The organism is Ideonella paludis, from assembly GCF_018069865.1.
GTDB lineage: Bacteria > Pseudomonadota > Gammaproteobacteria > Burkholderiales > Burkholderiaceae_C > Ideonella > Ideonella paludis.
Genome location: NZ_JAGQDG010000007.1, coordinates 287,414 through 303,055, shown reverse-complemented (window position 1 = coordinate 303,055; position 15,642 = coordinate 287,414). Strand labels below are relative to the sequence as shown.

General features: G+C 63.2%; 15 protein-coding genes. 5 read left to right on the top strand and 10 right to left on the bottom strand.

What is annotated here, in order from left to right; translation table 11 throughout:
- Positions 1 to 7: 7 nt before the first annotated feature.
- The 9 genes from KAK11_RS18365 to KAK11_RS18325 all read right to left on the bottom strand — a co-directional run bounded on the left by KAK11_RS18365 (position 8) and on the right by KAK11_RS18325 (position 10,862).
- Positions 8 to 1,822 carry an acyl-CoA dehydrogenase gene (locus KAK11_RS18365; protein ID WP_210810794.1) on the bottom strand — a complete coding sequence of 605 codons (1,815 nt, stop codon included), beginning with the start codon at positions 1,820 to 1,822 and terminating at the stop codon, positions 8 to 10.
- Complete coding sequence (locus tag KAK11_RS18360; protein ID WP_210810793.1) at positions 1,822 to 2,265, bottom strand: PaaI family thioesterase; 444 nt, start codon at positions 2,263 to 2,265, stop codon at positions 1,822 to 1,824. Before KAK11_RS18360 ends, KAK11_RS18365 begins: the two co-directional genes overlap by 1 nt.
- Positions 2,266 to 2,274: 9 nt before the next feature.
- Positions 2,275 to 3,450: an acetyl-CoA C-acyltransferase gene (locus KAK11_RS18355; protein ID WP_210810792.1), complete on the bottom strand. Its 1,176-nt coding sequence runs from the start codon at positions 3,448 to 3,450 to the stop codon at positions 2,275 to 2,277.
- A gap of 11 nt (positions 3,451 to 3,461) precedes the next feature.
- Positions 3,462 to 5,555, bottom strand: coding sequence for a 3-hydroxyacyl-CoA dehydrogenase NAD-binding domain-containing protein (locus KAK11_RS18350; RefSeq protein WP_210810791.1), 2,094 nt, complete (start codon positions 5,553 to 5,555; stop codon positions 3,462 to 3,464).
- Positions 5,556 to 5,732: 177 nt separating this feature from the next.
- Positions 5,733 to 6,431 carry an ABC transporter ATP-binding protein gene (locus tag KAK11_RS18345; RefSeq protein WP_210810790.1) on the bottom strand — a complete coding sequence of 233 codons (699 nt, stop codon included), beginning with the start codon at positions 6,429 to 6,431 and terminating at the stop codon, positions 5,733 to 5,735.
- The gene (locus KAK11_RS18340; RefSeq protein ID WP_210810789.1) at positions 6,428 to 7,228 is read right to left on the bottom strand and encodes an ABC transporter ATP-binding protein; all 801 of its coding nucleotides are present in this window, start codon (positions 7,226 to 7,228) and stop codon (positions 6,428 to 6,430) included. Before KAK11_RS18340 ends, KAK11_RS18345 begins: the two co-directional genes overlap by 4 nt.
- Positions 7,228 to 8,538 (bottom strand): branched-chain amino acid ABC transporter permease, encoded by a 1,311-nt coding sequence (locus tag KAK11_RS18335; RefSeq protein WP_210810788.1) that lies wholly within the window; start codon positions 8,536 to 8,538, stop codon positions 7,228 to 7,230. The genes KAK11_RS18340 and KAK11_RS18335 overlap by 1 nt, the downstream gene beginning before the upstream one ends.
- A 4-nt stretch (positions 8,539 to 8,542) precedes the next feature.
- Positions 8,543 to 9,577 (bottom strand): branched-chain amino acid ABC transporter permease, encoded by a 1,035-nt coding sequence (locus KAK11_RS18330; RefSeq protein WP_210810786.1) that lies wholly within the window; start codon positions 9,575 to 9,577, stop codon positions 8,543 to 8,545.
- A gap of 73 nt (positions 9,578 to 9,650) precedes the next feature.
- The gene (locus tag KAK11_RS18325) at positions 9,651 to 10,862 is read right to left on the bottom strand and encodes a branched-chain amino acid ABC transporter substrate-binding protein (protein ID WP_246499149.1); all 1,212 of its coding nucleotides are present in this window, start codon (positions 10,860 to 10,862) and stop codon (positions 9,651 to 9,653) included.
- Between the two features lie 230 nt (positions 10,863 to 11,092).
- On the opposite strand from KAK11_RS18325, the gene KAK11_RS18320 reads away from it, so the two are divergent.
- Genes KAK11_RS18320 through KAK11_RS18300 form a run of 5 tightly spaced genes read left to right on the top strand, consistent with a single transcriptional unit; the run spans position 11,093 to position 14,838 of the window.
- Positions 11,093 to 12,610, top strand: coding sequence for a protein adenylyltransferase SelO (locus KAK11_RS18320; RefSeq protein WP_210810784.1), 1,518 nt, complete (start codon positions 11,093 to 11,095; stop codon positions 12,608 to 12,610).
- Positions 12,607 to 13,074, top strand: a complete 468-nt coding sequence (gene msrB, locus KAK11_RS18315; protein ID WP_210810783.1) for a peptide-methionine (R)-S-oxide reductase MsrB — start codon at positions 12,607 to 12,609, stop codon at positions 13,072 to 13,074. Before KAK11_RS18320 ends, msrB begins: the two co-directional genes overlap by 4 nt.
- Positions 13,071 to 13,718: a septation protein A gene (locus tag KAK11_RS18310; protein WP_210810781.1), complete on the top strand. Its 648-nt coding sequence runs from the start codon at positions 13,071 to 13,073 to the stop codon at positions 13,716 to 13,718. The genes msrB and KAK11_RS18310 overlap by 4 nt, the downstream gene beginning before the upstream one ends.
- Positions 13,715 to 13,996 carry a BolA family protein gene (locus KAK11_RS18305; RefSeq protein ID WP_210810780.1) on the top strand — a complete coding sequence of 94 codons (282 nt, stop codon included), beginning with the start codon at positions 13,715 to 13,717 and terminating at the stop codon, positions 13,994 to 13,996. Before KAK11_RS18310 ends, KAK11_RS18305 begins: the two co-directional genes overlap by 4 nt.
- Before the next feature lie 38 nt (positions 13,997 to 14,034).
- Positions 14,035 to 14,838, top strand: coding sequence for a peptidylprolyl isomerase (locus KAK11_RS18300; protein WP_210810777.1), 804 nt, complete (start codon positions 14,035 to 14,037; stop codon positions 14,836 to 14,838).
- A 77-nt stretch (positions 14,839 to 14,915) separates the two neighbouring features.
- Here KAK11_RS18300 and KAK11_RS18295 read toward each other — a convergent pair whose 3' ends face one another.
- Positions 14,916 to 15,596, bottom strand: coding sequence for an ABC transporter ATP-binding protein (locus KAK11_RS18295; RefSeq protein WP_210810776.1), 681 nt, complete (start codon positions 15,594 to 15,596; stop codon positions 14,916 to 14,918).
- Positions 15,597 to 15,642: the final 46 nt, after the last annotated feature.

Below are 15,642 nucleotides of genomic sequence, written 5' to 3'. Positions count from 1 at the left end.
CCTTGCATTAAAACCATTCGGGCTGCATGTCACGGCAGACCGCTTCACGGCTGGCCACCACCTCCAGCCAGGGCCCGACCTTGGGCAGCTCATAGAGGTGGAAATAACGCGTCGCCGCCAGAATGCCGGCCTGCCTGTCCGCCGGTGCTTGCCCAGCAGAGCAGGCCACATCCAGCCACATCCAGGCCAGCACCACATGGCCCGCCGCCTGCAAGTAAGGCGTCGTATTGGCCAGGGCATCTTCAGGCTGGCCTGTGGCCCAGGCCGCCTTGGTGGCGGCGCCCAAACGTTGCACCGCTTGCGCCAGGCTGTTGGCGTACAGGGCCAATGCCGGCTGCTGCAATGCCGCCTCGATGGTCTGGTTGATGCGGGTGGCCAGCAGCTTCAGACCAGCGCCGCCCTGCATCACCACCTTGCGGCCCAGCAAGTCCAAGGCCTGGATGCCGTGCGTGCCTTCGTGGATCATGTTCAAGCGGTTGTCGCGCCAGTACTGCTCGACGGGGAAGTCGCGGGTGTAGCCATAGCCCCCATGCACCTGAATGGCCAGGCTGTTGGCCTCCAAGCACCATTCGCTGGGCCAGCTCTTGGCAATGGGGGTGAGCACCTCCAGCAACAAAGCCGCTTCGGCGGCGGCCTCGGGGGTGCCCGTGTGCTGCTCGTCCACCAAACGGGCGCAGTAAAGCATCAGCGCCAGCGCCCCTTCGCTGTAGGCCTTTTGGGCCAACAGCATGCGCTTGACGTCGGCATGCTCGATCAGCGCCACGGGCGGACTACTTGGATCCTTTTGACTGAGCGCCCTGCCCTGCTTGCGGTCTTTGGCGTAGGCGAGTGAGGCCTCGTAACCGGCCATACCCAGCATCGTGGCCGCCATGCCAATGGCAATGCGGGCCTCATTCATCATGTGGAACATGCAGGCCAGGCCTTGGCCCGGCTGGCCCACCAAATAGGCCACGGCCCCTGGCGCGCCCTGGGGCTGCCAGCGGCCTTCACCAAAGTTCAGCAAGGTGTTGGTGGTGCCGCGCCAACCGCATTTGTGGTTCAGCCCAGCCAGGGCCACATCGTTGCGCTCACCACTCAGTTGGCCATCCGGCCGCACCAAATGCTTAGGGCAAATGAAGAGGGAGATGCCACGGGTGCCCGGCACCAGCTTGCCGTCGGGGCCGGGGATCTTGGCCAGCACCAGGTGCACGATGTTCTCGGTCAGCTCATGCTCACCGGCCGAGATCCACATCTTGTTGCCAAACAGGCGATAACGCGGGCCTAAGGGATCGTCCGCAGAGCCTTCGCCATCCGGCACGGCCCGGGTGGCCACATCGGCCAGGCCTGAGCCCGCCTGCGGCTCGGAGAGGCACATGGTGCCCGCCCACTCGCCCTTGAACTCTCGGTGCGCAAACACCTGCTGCTGCAGCGGGGTGCCATGGGCCATCAGCAAGTTGGCATTGCCCACCGTCAGCAAGCCGGCATTGATGCTGACCGAGGCTTTAGCAAAGAACGCGTTGGCGGCCGCCTCGACCGTGTAGGGCAGCTGCATCCCGCCCAGCTCGTAGTCTTGGGCCGCCGCCAACATGCCCGAGCCCGCATAAGCCGCCCAGGCCTCGTGCGTGGCCTGCGGCAGCGTGACCCGCTCGCCATCAAAGTGAGGCTCCTGGGTATCGACCAAGCGATTGAAGGGTGCGTACTTCTCGCGTGCAATGCGCTCGCAGGTGTCCAGCACCTGGCTGAAGGTCTCGCGCCCATGGTCTTCAAAGCGCGGGCGGCTGCAAAGCTGCTCGGCCTTCAGCCAGTCGTAAAGCAAAAAGTCTAGCCAAGCGCGCATCGTCATCAAGCCTGCGGTGGGGTGGAGTAGCGTGCAGCGGCAGTGACCGCCATGGTGGCCGAAGCCTTCATCACCAAGGTGCGCGCACCCTGGGCGTCTTCGGCAAAGACTTCGGCCTCGGTGAAGCTGAGCATGCGGCCGGGTTTGAGCACCCAGGCCTCGCAGACCAAGCGCTCGCCTTTGGCGGGGCGCAGCACGCTGGTCTTCAGCTCGGCGGTGACAACCCAATGATCGTCAGGCGCCAGCGTCTGCGCGGCTGAGCCCATGCTGTGGTCAGCCAGCGTGGCCAGCACCCCGGCATGCGCTTGGCCCGTGTGCTGCAAAAAGCGGGGCTGCAGTGTCAGCGCTGTCGTCACCCGGCCCGGGCTCAGGGCCAGCGCCTCCACGCCCAAGTCCCGCATGAACGGGGCCTGGGCCAGGAAGTGCCGAAAGCGCTCCAGCGTGTTCATGGGGCCGCTTTAGAGGACTTCAAACACCCCAGCCGCGCCCATGCCGCCGCCAATGCACATGGTCACGCAGACCCGCTTGGCGCCCCGGCGCTTGCCCTCGATCAGCGCATGGCCGGTCAGACGTTGGCCCGAGACACCGTAGGGGTGGCCCAGCGCGATGGCGCCGCCGTTAACGTTGAGCTTGTCCATGGGAATGCCGAGTTTGTCGGCGCAATACAGCACCTGCACCGCAAAGGCTTCGTTCAGCTCCCAGAGGTCGATGTCGGCCACCGTCAGCCCCAGGCGCTTCAGCACCTTGGGCACCGCGAACACCGGGCCGATGCCCATTTCATCGGGCTCGCAGCCCGCCACCGCAAAGCCCAGGAAGCGGCCCAAGGGCTTGAGTCCATGCTGGCTGGCAAAGGCCTCGCTGACCACCACGCAGGCGCCGGCCCCGTCGCTGAACTGGCTGGCATTGCCGGCCGAGACCACACCACCGGGCAGCGCCGTGCGGATGCCACGCACCGCCTCCAGCGTGGTGCCAGCACGCAGGCCTTCGTCGACGCTGACGGTGACCTGCTGGCTGCGCAGGCCCAGCACTTTGTCGGCCACACCGGCCGTCACGGTGATGGGGGCGATTTCATCGTTGAACTTGCCGGCCTCTTGCGCGGCACAGGCCAGCTGCTGGCTGCGGGCACCGTACTCGTCCATACGCTCTTTGGGCATGCCGTAACGCTTGGCCACGTTCTCGGCGGTTTGCAGCATGTTCCAGTAGATCTCGGGCTTGAGCTTCATCAGCGCCGGGTCGGCCAGCATGTGCTGGTTCATCTCTTGCTGCACGCACGAGATGCTCTCCACCCCGCCGGCCACATAGGCGTCGCCCTCGCCCGCGATGATGCGCTGCGAGGCCATGGCAATGGTCTGCAAGCCGCTGGAGCAAAACCGGTTGACAGTGACGCCACTCACTGTGACGGGCAGGCCGGCCGCCAGCGCGATCTGGCGCGCGATGTTGGCGCCGGTGGCTCCTTCCGGGTTGGCGCAGCCCATCAGCACATCTTCGATGGCGTCCGGCGCAATGCCTGCGCGCTCGACAGCCGCCTTGACGGCATGGCCGCCCAGGGTGGCACCGTGGGTCATGTTGAAGGCGCCCTTCCAGCTCTTGGCCAGAGGAGTGCGAGCAGTAGAAACAATCAGAGCTTGGGTCATGAATCTTCTCCTTAGACGAGGCTCTTGCCTTCGGCCAACAGCTTCAGCAGCAGCGGCGCGGGTTGCCAGAACTCGCCATCGTCCAGGGGGTTGGCGGCATAGGTCTTCATCATCTGCACCACGTTGAACAGGCCATAGGTGTCGGCATAGCACATGGGGCCGCCGCGGAAGATGGGGAAGCCATAACCGGTGAGGTAGACCATGTCCACATCCGAGGCCCGAAGCGCGATGCCCTCTTCCAGCAAACGCGCGGCCTCGTTGACCAGCGAGAACACCAGGCGGTGCACGATCTCGTCGTCGCTGATCTTGCGAGGGGTGATGCCCAGTGAAGCCCGGTGGTCGGCAATCATTTGCTCGACCTCGGCGCTCGGGATGGCGTCGCGCTTGCCGGCTTGATAGTCGTACCAGCCAGCGCCCGTCTTCTGGCCAAAGCGGCCCTTCTCGCACAGGAGGTCAGCGGTCTTGCTGTAGCGCAGGTTGGGCTTTTCCACATAGCGGCGCTTACGGATGTACCAGCCCACATCGTTACCGGCCAAGTCGCCCATGCGGAAGGGGCCCATGGCAAAGCCGAATTTCTCGGCCGCGCGGTCCACCTGGGCCGGGGTGCAGCCCTCTTCCAGCAAGAAGCCGGCTTGGCGGCTGTACTGCTCGATCATGCGGTTGCCAATAAAGCCATCGCACACGCCGGAGACCACGCAGGTCTTGCGGATCTTCTTACCCAACTGCATCACGGTGGCCAGCACGTCTTTGGCGGTGGCCGCACCGCGCACCACTTCCAGCAGCTTCATCACATTGGCGGGGCTGAAGAAGTGGGTGCCAATCACGTCTTGCGGGCGCTTGGTGAAGTTGGCGATCTGGTTCACATCCAGGGTGGAGGTGTTGGAGGCCAAGATCGCGCCCGGCTTCATCACCGCGTCGAGTTGCTCGAACACCGCCTTCTTGACGGCCATGTCTTCAAACACCGCCTCGATCACCATGTCGGCATCGGCCAGGTCGGCGTAGCTCAGCGTGGTGCTGAGCAGGGCCATGCGCTGCTCGTACTTATCTTGTTTGAGCTTGCCCTTCTTGACCTGAGACTCATAGTTCTTGCGGATGGTGGCCACACCGCGGTCCAGCGCCTCTTGCTTTTGCTCCAGCATCACCACGGGGATGCCGGCGTTCAAGAAGTTCATCGCAATGCCGCCGCCCATGGTGCCGGCCCCAATGACCGCCAGCTTGTTGACGGCGCGGGTGGGCGTGTCCTCCGGCACATCCGGGATCTTGCTGGTGGCGCGCTCGGCAAAAAAGGCATGGCGCAAGGCCTTGCACTCGGGCGTCCACATCAGGTTGATGAAGGTCTCGCGCTCAAAAGCCATGCCGGCGTCAAAGGCCTTGTCCACCGAAGCCTGCACCGCGTCCACGCACTTGCGCGGGGCGGGGTAGTTCTTGGCCATCGCGCCCACGGTGTTGCGGGCGAACTGAAAATAGGCATGGGCGTTCGGGTGCTTGACCTTCATGTCGCGCACCAGCGGCAGCGGCCGCACATCGGCCACCTCGCGGGCAAAGGCCAAGGCCCCGGCCATCAGGTCGCCGTCGATCAGCTTGTCAAACAGTTTCTGGCCGGGGATACCCGCCAGCACCTCGCTCTTGACCGGCTCACCGCTGACGATCATGTTCAGCGCCGTCTCCACCCCCAGCACACGGGGCAGGCGCTGTGTGCCACCGGCACCCGGGATCAGGCCCAGCTTGACCTCGGGCAAGGCCACATTCGCTCCCGGGGAGGTCACGCGGTAGTGGCAGCCCAGGGCCAGCTCCAGCCCACCGCCCATGCACACACTGTGCACGGCTGCCACGATGGGCTTGGTGCACAACTCTGCCGCACGGATGAGTGAGAGCAGATTGGGCTCGGCCAGGGCCTTGGGTGAGCCGAACTCTTTGATGTCCGCGCCGCCAGAAAAAGCCTTGCCCGCGCCGGTCAGCACGATGGCCTTCACGCTCGCGTCGGCTTGCGCGCGGGCGAGGCCTTCTGCCACGGCCTTGCGGGTTTCATACCCCAGGCCGTTGACCGGCGGGTTGCTCAGGGTGATGACGGCCACGCCGTCCTGAATCTCGTAGCTCGCGCTCATGAGGAGTCCCTTGATGAGGTGTCGACAAAAATAGAACGATCGTGCGATTCTAGGATCGCTTGAGCAGGGCTGCTGTCTCTGGGGGGACAGCCGCCATCTAGGGTTAACACTAGGGCCTGTTAACACTAAGGCAGGGTGCGCATCCAGGTGAGGCTGCAACACGCGACGCCACAGGCCTCACACCTCCAGCCATTCCTTGCGCACATAGCTGTCAGCCTTCAGCGCCGTGGGCGTGCCTTCAAAGACGATGCGGCCGTGGCCCATCACCAAACAGCGCTCGGAAACCTCCAGCGCGATGGTGAGCTTTTGCTCCACCAGCAGCACGCTGATGCCGCGCCGCTTCAACTCCCGCAGGTATTCGGCCACCAACTCCACGATCTTGGGCGCCAAGCCTTCTGTGGGCTCGTCGATCATGATCAGGTCTGGGTCGCCCATCAGGGTGCGGCAGAGCGTGAGCATTTGCTGCTCGCCACCCGAGAGCACGCCCGCCTCGGTGTGCTGGCGCTCTTTGAGGCGGGGGAAGAGCTGGTACATGTCATCAAAGTCCCAACGGCCCTGCTTTTGGCCGCCCTTTTTGCCCAGCAACAGGTTTTGGTGCACGGTCAGCTTGGGAAAGATGTCGCGGTTCTCCGGCACATAGCCCACGCCGCGATGGGCAATCTCAAAGGCCTTTTGGCCGACCAGCTCTTGGCCCTTGAACTGGATGGAGCCGGTCGCATCGACCAAGCCCATGATGGCCTTCACGGTGGTGGAGCGGCCCGAGCCATTGCGGCCCAAGAGGCTGACGATCTCGCCCTCGCCCACCGTCAAACCCACACCATGCAGCACATGGCTCTTGCCGTAATAAGCGTGTACGTTCTCAAGCTTGAGTGTCATGCCTGCGCCTCCGCCGCTTGGGTTTCTGCCAAGACCGAGCCCAGATAGGCCTCTTGCACGCGCGGATTGGCGCGCACGGCTTCCGGGGTGTCAAAGGCGATCACTTCGCCATAAACCAGCACGGCAATGCGATCGGCCAAGCCAAAGACCACGCCCATGTCGTGCTCCACGGTCAGCAGGGTTTTGCCTTCGGTCACCTCACGGATGAGCTGCACAAAGCGCTTGGTCTCGCTCTTGCTCATGCCCGCTGTCGGCTCGTCCAGCAAGATCACGTCTGAGCCACCGGCAATGGTGATGCCGATCTCCAGTGCGCGTTGCTCGGCATAGGTCAGGTTCATGGCCATCTGATCGCGGCGCTTGTCCAGGCGGATCATCTCCAGCACTTCATCGGCCCGCTCGTTCACCTCTTTCAGGTCGGCCAAAAAGCGCCAAAACGCATAGCGCTGACCCATGGACCACAGCAGCGCGCAGCGGATGTTCTCGAACACCGACAAGCGCGTGAACAGGTTGCTGACCTGAAAGCTGCGGGCCAGGCCCATGCGAGCGATCTCAAAGGGCTTTTTGCCATCAATGCGCCGGCCATGCAGCAGGATCTCCCCGCTGCTGATGTCGAAGCGCCCGCTCATCAGGTTGAACAAGGTGGACTTGCCCGCGCCGTTGGGGCCGATGATGGCCACGCGCTCGCCGGGCTTGACCTGCAAACTTGCGCCGCGAATGATCTCGGTGCGGCCAAAGCTCTTGCGCACATCGCGCAGCTCCAGCGCAAAGCTGCCAGGGGTGGAGGATGGGGCACGCATCACAGGGTCTCCCGACGTTTGATTTCTTTCTCGATCTCCTCTTGGATCTCGCCCCACTGCAGATTGAACTGGCGCCGTGCCACCTCAAACAGGCCTAAGCCCGTCAGCACCACAAAGACAGAGCCCACCCAAGCGTCTTTGCCCAAGGCATTCAGCGTGGCGCCCATGAAGGGGACTTCCGCCCCCAGAGCCGCGTTGAGCTGCAGGTGAAAGACCATTTCGATCATGGCCGAGAAGCCCACCAACACCGCCAGGCCAGCGCCCCCAAGCGCCAAGTAAGCGGTCCAAAGCTTACCCAGCTTGCCAAACGACGCCACCCGCAGGTTCATCATGATGAGCCCCGCAAAGCCACCCGGCGCGTACATGACCATCAGCACAAAGGTCAGGCCCAGGTAGAGCTGCCAGGCTTGTGTCCACTCCGAGAGCAAGACCAGCGCAAACACCATCAACACGGCACCAATGATGGGGCCGAAGAAGAAGGTGGCGCCGCCCAAGAACACGAAGAGCAGGTAAGCCCCGGAACGCGCCGCGCCCACCACCTCAGCGTTCACGATCTCGGTGTTGATGGCCGACAGGCCGCCGCTGATGCCGGCAAAAAAGCCCGAGAGAATGAAGGCGATGTAGCGCACATGCCGGGTGGAGTAGCCAATGAACTCCACGCGCTCGGGGTTGTCGCGCACAGCGTTCAGCATGCGGCCCAGCGGCGTGCGGGTCAGTGCAAACATGGCCGCTGTGCAGATGAAGCAATACACGGCAATCAGGTAGTAGACCTGGATCTGCGGCCCAAAGCTGATGCCCCAGACCTTCTCGCCCACCACCCGGTTGCTGGAGATGCCGCCCTCACCGCCAAAGAACTCCGGCAGCATCAGCGACATGGAGAACACCAACTCGCCCAGGCCCAAGGTGATCATCGCAAAGGTGGTGCCGGCCTTCTTGGTGGACACATAGCCCAGCAAGATGGCAAAGCCCATGCCGGCCAGGCCGCCGACCACCGGCACCAAGCTGACCGGCAGCCACCAGCCGCCGCCAATTTTGTTCAGCGCATGGATGGCGAGATAGGCGCCCAAGCCGCTGTAAACGGCATGGCCAAAGCTCAGCATGCCGCCCTGCCCCAACAGCATGTTGTAGGCCAGGCAGACGATGATGGCGATGCCCATCTGGCTCAGCATGGTCTGGGCGAGGCTGCTGGTCCACAGCAGCGGCGCAAAGAGCAGCACCAGCGCAAAGCCGCCCCAGATGATCCAGCGCCCCACATTCCAGGGCTTGAAGTGATAGGCGGGCCGGTTCTCGGCCAGAGTATTTCGGCTCATGGTGTCATTCCTCCCGCGTGCCCAACAAGCCCTTGGGGCGGAAGATCAAGATCAAGACCAACAAGAGGTAAGGCAGGATCGGGGCGACCTGAGACAGGGTGATCCGCAAAATCGGATAACCCACGGTGTCCGGTGTGACCACAGCCCCCATGCTGCGCAAGGCATCGGCCAAAGAGGAGTCCACCGTCAGCGGCAGGGTCTGCAACATGCCCACCACCAGCGAGCCCACAAAAGCCCCGCTGAGCGAGCCCATGCCCCCAATGACGATGACCGCAAAAATGATGGGGCCGATGTGAGACATATTGGGCTCGGTCACGAAGGTCACGCCCCCAATCACCCCCGCCAAACCGGCCAGTGCGCAGCCCGCGCCAAAGACCAGCATGAAAACCCGCGGCACGTTGTGCCCCAAGGACTCCACCATCTCGGGGTGGGTCAGCGCGGCTTGAATCACCAAACCAATGCGGGTGCGGGTGATGAACAACCACAAGGCCACCAACATGCCCACGGCCACCATCATCATGAAGGCCCGCGTCATCGGGAAGCGCGTGCACTGCACCACCATGTCGCCCACGCTTTGGCACATCTCAGGGCTGGCCAAACCCGCCACCACGCTCAGGCCTTGGCCCGTGCGTTGGATCAGCGTGAAGGCGGGGCCTTGCAGCCAGGTGGGGGGCTCAAAGTTCAAGGGAATGCGACCCCAGATGAGCTGCACCACTTCGAGCGCGACATAGGACAGGCCGAAGGTCACCAGCAGCTCGGGCACATGGCCATACTTGTGCACCTTGCGCAGCACACCGCGCTCGAACAAGGCGCCCAAGGCCCCAACGATCAGCGGGGCCAGGATCAAGGCGGCCGTGAAGTTAAGCCAGCCCGTCACCGTATAGGCGACGAAAGCGCCCAGCATGTAGAAGCTGGCATGGGCAAAGTTCAGCACGCCCATCATGCTGAAGATCAGCGTCAGTCCGGAGCTGAGCATGAACAGCAGCAGGCCGGAGCTGAGGCCGTTGAGCAGGTTGATCAGGATTTGGTCAATTTGCATGGGTGCCCGCGAAAAAAAGGGCCCGTCACCGACAGGCCCTGGTCGCCACAGCTTACTTGTCTTGAAGCGGGGCTCAGCCCGGACGCTTCATCTGGCAAGACGTGGGCGTGCTGGAGACATAAGGCTCAAAGGTCTTGACCGGCGCAAAGGTGTAGCCGGTGTTCTCCACGCTGTACTTGTTCTTGGCATCGACCTTCTGCCATGTCGAGATGTAGAGCGTTTGCTGCAACTGGTGGTCGGTCTTTCGCATCTCGACCTCGCCGTTGAAGCTCTTGGTCTTCAGGCCTTCCAAGGCGGCGGCCACCTTGACGGGGTCGGTCGACTTGGCCTTGGCCATCGCGTCACTCAGCAGCGCATAGATGTGATAGGTCGAGCCGGTGTACCAGTCGGCATCGGGGTACTTGGCCTTGAAGCCCGAGATGATCTCACCTGCCACGCCGTCCATATTGGAGTGCATGTAAGAGACTTGGAAGACCTTGCCGGCGGCCGCCGGGCCCAAGGCCGTCGGGGTGCCGGTGACGCCCGCGTAATAGGTGTAGAAGTTGACGTTCAAGCCAGCATCATTGGCCGCCTTGACCAGCAGCGACAGGTCAGAGCCCCAGTTGCCAGTGATCACGGTGTCGGCGCCCGAGGCCTTGATCTTAGCCACATAAGGCGCGAAGTCGCGCACCGAGGCCAAGGGATGCAGGTCTTCACCCACGAACTGCACATCGGGGCGCTTGCGCGGCAGGATGTCCTTGGCGTACTTGGCCACTTGGTGGCCGTGGGCATAGTTCTGGTTCAGCAGATAGACCTTCTTGACCTCCGGGCGATCTTTCATGAAGGTCGTCAGCGCTTCCATCTTCATGGAGGTGTCGGCGTCCAGGCGGAAGTGCCAGTAGTTGCACTTGCTGTTGGTCAGGTCAGGGTCCACCGCCGAGTGGTTGATGTAGAGCACCTCTTTGCCAGGGTTACGCTCGTTGTGTTTGGCCACGGCTTCAACCAGCGCCGCAGCGGCGCCCGAACCATTGCCCTGGGTCACATAGCGCACGCCTTGGTCGATGGCCGACTTCAAGGCGTTCAGCGTTTCGGCCGGGCTCAGCTTGTTATCGATGGGGATGATCTCGAACTTCACGCCAGCTGAGTTGTTCTTGTTGAAGCGCTCAGCCACAAACTGGAAGCTCTTGACCTGGTTGTTGCCCACAGGGCCCATCAGGCCTGTCAGCGGGTCGATCCAGGCGATCTTGACGGTCTCACCCTTTTGGGCGAAAGCCACCCCGCACATCAGGGTCATAGAGGCCGCCATGGTCACACCGAAAAGCTTGTGCGTCACGTTCATCAAGAGTCTCCTGCAAGGGGTTACAGCGCTGAAGGCTGACAGAAGCTTACGGTAGCCCAAGCCAGAGTTCTTGGGGTTCAGGGAATGCCCTGTCGCGCTTGAGACAAGCCGCCCACACACCGCCATAGGCAATGCGGCAGAGAGGGGCACCGCGCTGCCGTGCGGCACGCCCGACAGGGCTTCTCTACACTCTGACCATGTCTTCACCGCCTGCCTCGTCGCTCCCATTCGCGCCCGCTGCGTCGTCCTGGGTCAACCGCTTTGCTCAGTTGGGCCCGGCCTTCTTCACTGAAATGCAGGCCTCTGGAGTGCCGAGCCCCGCCTGGCTGGCCCACAGCCCCGCCTGCGCTCAAACGCTGGGCTGGCCCGAGGATTGGTGGGTGAGCAACCCTCCGGCGCTGGAGGTCTTGAGTGGCAATGCTCTGTGGCCGGGCATGCGCCCTTTGGCCAGTGTGTACAGCGGCCACCAGTTTGGCGTCTGGGCGGGGCAGTTGGGCGACGGCCGAGCGCTGCTGCTCGGCGAGCTGAACACCCCCAATGGGCCCATGGAGATTCAACTCAAAGGTGCCGGGCAGACCCCTTACTCCCGCATGGGCGATGGCCGGGCCGTGCTGCGATCGACCATTCGCGAGCTGCTGTGCTCCGAGGCCCTGCACCACCTGGGCGTGCCCACCACCCGGGCGCTGTGCGCCACCCATTCGCCCTTGCCAGTGCGGCGCGAACGCGCCGAGCGCGCGGCCGTGGTGACCCGCGTGGCGCCCAGCTTCATCCGCTTTGGTCACTTTGAACACTTTGCTCACCACGGCCTGCACGCCGAGTTGCGGCAATTGCTGGACTTTGTGCTGGCGCAGCACTTCCCGGCTTGTCAGTCGGCCCCCCAGCCCGCCTTGGCGCTGCTGGGCGAGGTGACCCGGCGCACGGCGCGGCTGATGGCGCATTGGCAAGCCCTGGGCTTTTGCCACGGCGTGATGAACACCGACAACATGTCCATCCTGGGCCTGACCATCGACTACGGGCCCTTTGGCTTTTTGGATGGCTTCGATCCACATCACATCTGCAATCACTCGGACGAACGTGGTCGATATGCCTTCGAGCGGCAACCACATGTCGCCTGGTGGAACTTGCATGCGCTGGCGCAAGCGCTGGTGCCGGTGATCGGCGCCGGCCTGGGCGATGAGGCGGATGTTGAAGCCATTCAAGCTGAACTGGCGCCCTTCGCTGCTGAGTTTGAGGCCGAGTTCTTGCGGCTGATGCGGGCCCGATTGGGCTTGGCCACAGCCCAAGACGACGACAAGGCGTTGGTGGATGAATGGCTGCGCCTGCTGGCTCGCCACCATACCGACTACCCCATTGCCTCGCGCCGCCTCTGCCACTTCAGCACCGCCCCCGGGGCGGACCTGAGCCCGCTCAGAGACCTGTTCATTGATCGAGACGCTTTTGACGCCTGGGGCGCACGCTATGCCGCGCGACTGCAGCAAGAAGACAGTGTGGATGCCGAGCGCCAGGCGCGCATGTGCACGGTGGTGCCTAAATATGTGCTGCGCAATCACTTGGCACAGCAAGCCATTGAGCAGGCTGAACGGGGCGAAATGGGTGAGGTGCAACGCTTGCTGAAAGTTTTGTCCCGCCCCTACGACGAACAGCCAGACGCCGAGGCCGATGCGGCCTTTCCGCCCGACTGGGCCCGACACCTTGAAGTGAGCTGCTCCTCATGATCTTCCGCCGCCGCCCCGAACCCCACTCGCACGACGATGCCCGCTACCCGGTGCGCAAAGACGAGGCCCAATGGCGGGCCGAGCTGGACCCGATGCAATATGCGGTGACACGCCAAGCCGCCACCGAGCGGCCGTTTACCGGCGCCTGGTGGGACCATTGGCGCGATGGGCAGTATCACTGCGTGGGCTGTGGCACCGCGCTGTTTGAGTCGGGCACCAAGTTTGACGCCGGCTGTGGCTGGCCCAGCTACTGGCAGGCCATCGATGAAGGTCGCATTGAGCGGGTGGTCGATGAATCCCACGGCATGGTGCGCGTGGAAGTGCGCTGCGCACAGTGCGGCTCACACCTGGGCCATGTGTTTGAGGACGGCCCCGAGCCCACTGGCGAGCGCTTTTGCATCAACTCAGCGGCGATACACTTCGCGCCGCACTCCCCCGACTCCGACCCCACGGGTTCTCCATGAAGTTGTTGCTTGATTTCCTGCCGCTGATTCTTTTTTTTGCCACCTTCAAGGGGGCTGAAAACAATAGCGAGATCGCCAGCCAATGGGCCACCGAGCACTTTGGCGTGCTGGTGTCCGGCGGTGTGGTCGGCCCGAAAGAAGCGCCGGTGTTGCTGGCCACCATCGTGGTGATCATCGCCACGCTGGCTCAGGTCGCCTTCCTCAAGCTCAAGGGCCGCAAGGTCGACTTGATGCTGTGGGTCAGCCTCGGCTTGGTGGTGGTCTTGGGGGGCCTGACCGTGTGGTTCCACAATGAGACCTTCATCAAGTGGAAGCCCAGTGGCCTCTATTGGGCCTTTGGTCTGGTGCTGTGGTTCAGCCAAGCGGTGCTGGGCAAGAACCTGCTCAAGAGCATGCTCTCGGCGGAGCTGGACCTGCCCGCCAAAGTCTGGCGCCAACTCAACTCGGCTTGGGTGCTGTTCTTTGGCCTGATGGGCTTGCTCAATTTGTGGGTGGCCTACACCTTTGAGCTGTCCACCTGGGTCAACTTCAAGGTCTTTGGCGCCACGGCACTGATTTTTGCCTTCACGATCGCGCAAGGGCTGGTCATTGCCAAGCACTTGCCGCCCGATGAGTCGGCTGACACCGGCACGCCCAAGCCATGAGCGCGCCCCGTGTCCAGGCCAGCGCGGTGGAGGCCGCGCTGAACGCTGCCCTAGCACCTGTTCGGCTGGAAGTCAGCGACGACAGCGCGGCCCACGCAGGCCATGCTGGCGCTCGTGAGGGCAGCCATTTTTCAGTCGTGGTAGTGAGCCCCTTGTTCGAGGGAAAGCGCCTCTTAGAGCGACATCGCCTCGTGTATGATGCCCTGCGCTTGCTGGTGCCTCAGGGCATCCATGCGTTGGCCATCCAGGCCCGCGCGCCCAGCGAGCTAGGCCATTGAATTTGATCTTCCCCCGAGTCCCCCGAAAGGCGACACGAATGAATTTGAAGTCTACGACCCTGGTCGCCGCACTGGCGGTGTTGATGCCTCTGGCTGCACACGCCCAAAACGTCACCACCGTGAACGGCAAGGCCGTTCCCAAGAGCCGCGTGGACACCTTGCTGCAGCAAGCCAGCCGCGCCGGCCAGCAAGTGACGCCCGAGATGCAGCAGCGTGCCAAAGACGAAGTCGTGATGCGCGAAATCTTTGCCCAGGAAGCGGAGCGCAAGGGCATCCCGGCCTCGGCTGAGTACAAGGCTCAATTTGAGCTGCTGCGCCAGACCGTGCTGATCCGCGAGTTGTTCGCCGATTACGCCAAGAAGAACGAGCCCACCGACGCTGAAGCCCAGGCCGAGTACAACAAGGTCAAGGCCCAAAACAGCGGCCAAGAGTACCGTGCTCGTCACATCCTGGTCGAGAAGGAAGAAGACGCCAAGCGCCTGATCGCCGAGATCAAGGCGGGTGGCAAGTTTGAAGACTTGGCCAAGAAGAACTCCAAGGACCCCGGCTCTGCAGAGAACGGCGGCGACCTGGACTTTGCCAAGCCCGACACCTATGTGCCCGAGTTCGGCCAAGCCATGGCCAAGCTGAAGAAGGGCGAGATGACCGAGACCCCGGTCAAGACCCAGTTCGGCTATCACATCATCAAGCTGGAAGACACCCGCGAAGCCCAATTCCCGGCCTTCGAGGAAGTCAAGGCTCAACTCAAGCAGCGCATGGGCCAAGCCAAGCTGCAAGAGTATCAAGACCAGCTGCGCAAAGCCGCCAAGACGGACTACAAGTTCTCGCAAGGCGGCCAGTAAACCTCTGGCAGCGGCCGTCACTCAGACGGCTGACACACACATCAGGCACCCCTCGTGGGTGCCTTTTTCATGGGCGCTCAGGCCTGCGGCTGCACCAAGCGCCCGGCTTCAATCTGCAAGGCGCGGTCGCAGCGGGCCGCCAGGGCACGGTCGTGGGTCACCAAGACCAGGGTGGTGCCCAGTTCCTGGTTCAGCTCCAGCATCAAGGCCATGACCGTCTCGCCGGTGGCGAAGTCCAGGCTGCCAGTGGGCTCGTCCGCCAACAGCACTTTGGGCCGCACCACAAAGGCTCGCGCCAGCGCCACCCGCTGCTGCTCGCCACCCGACAGCACCTTGGGATAGTGGTTGAGGCGCTCGCCCAAACCGACCCGATGCAACATGGCGGTGGCCAAAGCGCGGGCGTTGCGCTCGCCGGCCAGCTCCAGCGGCAGCATCACGTTCTCAAGCGCTGTGCGGTTGCCTAAGAGCTGAAAGCTCTGGAAGACAAAGCCCAGCTTCTGCGCCCGCACTGCGGCGCGCTCGTCCTCGCCCAGGGCAAACAGGTCTACCCCGTCCAGCACCACGCGGCCCTCGCTGGGCACATCCAGGCCCGCCATCAGCGACAGCAGCGTGCTTTTGCCCGAGCCCGACGCACCCACAATGGCCACAGTCTCCCTGGGCAAAATCTGGGTGTTGATGTCGTGGAGAATGGTGAGCGTCCCAGTGGCATCGCTCACGCGCTGGGTCAGGTGTTCAACGGAAATAATGGGGTCCGACATGAGTGTGTGTGCTCGCCGAGCGTTTTTGGCATCGCTGTGGAAGGGC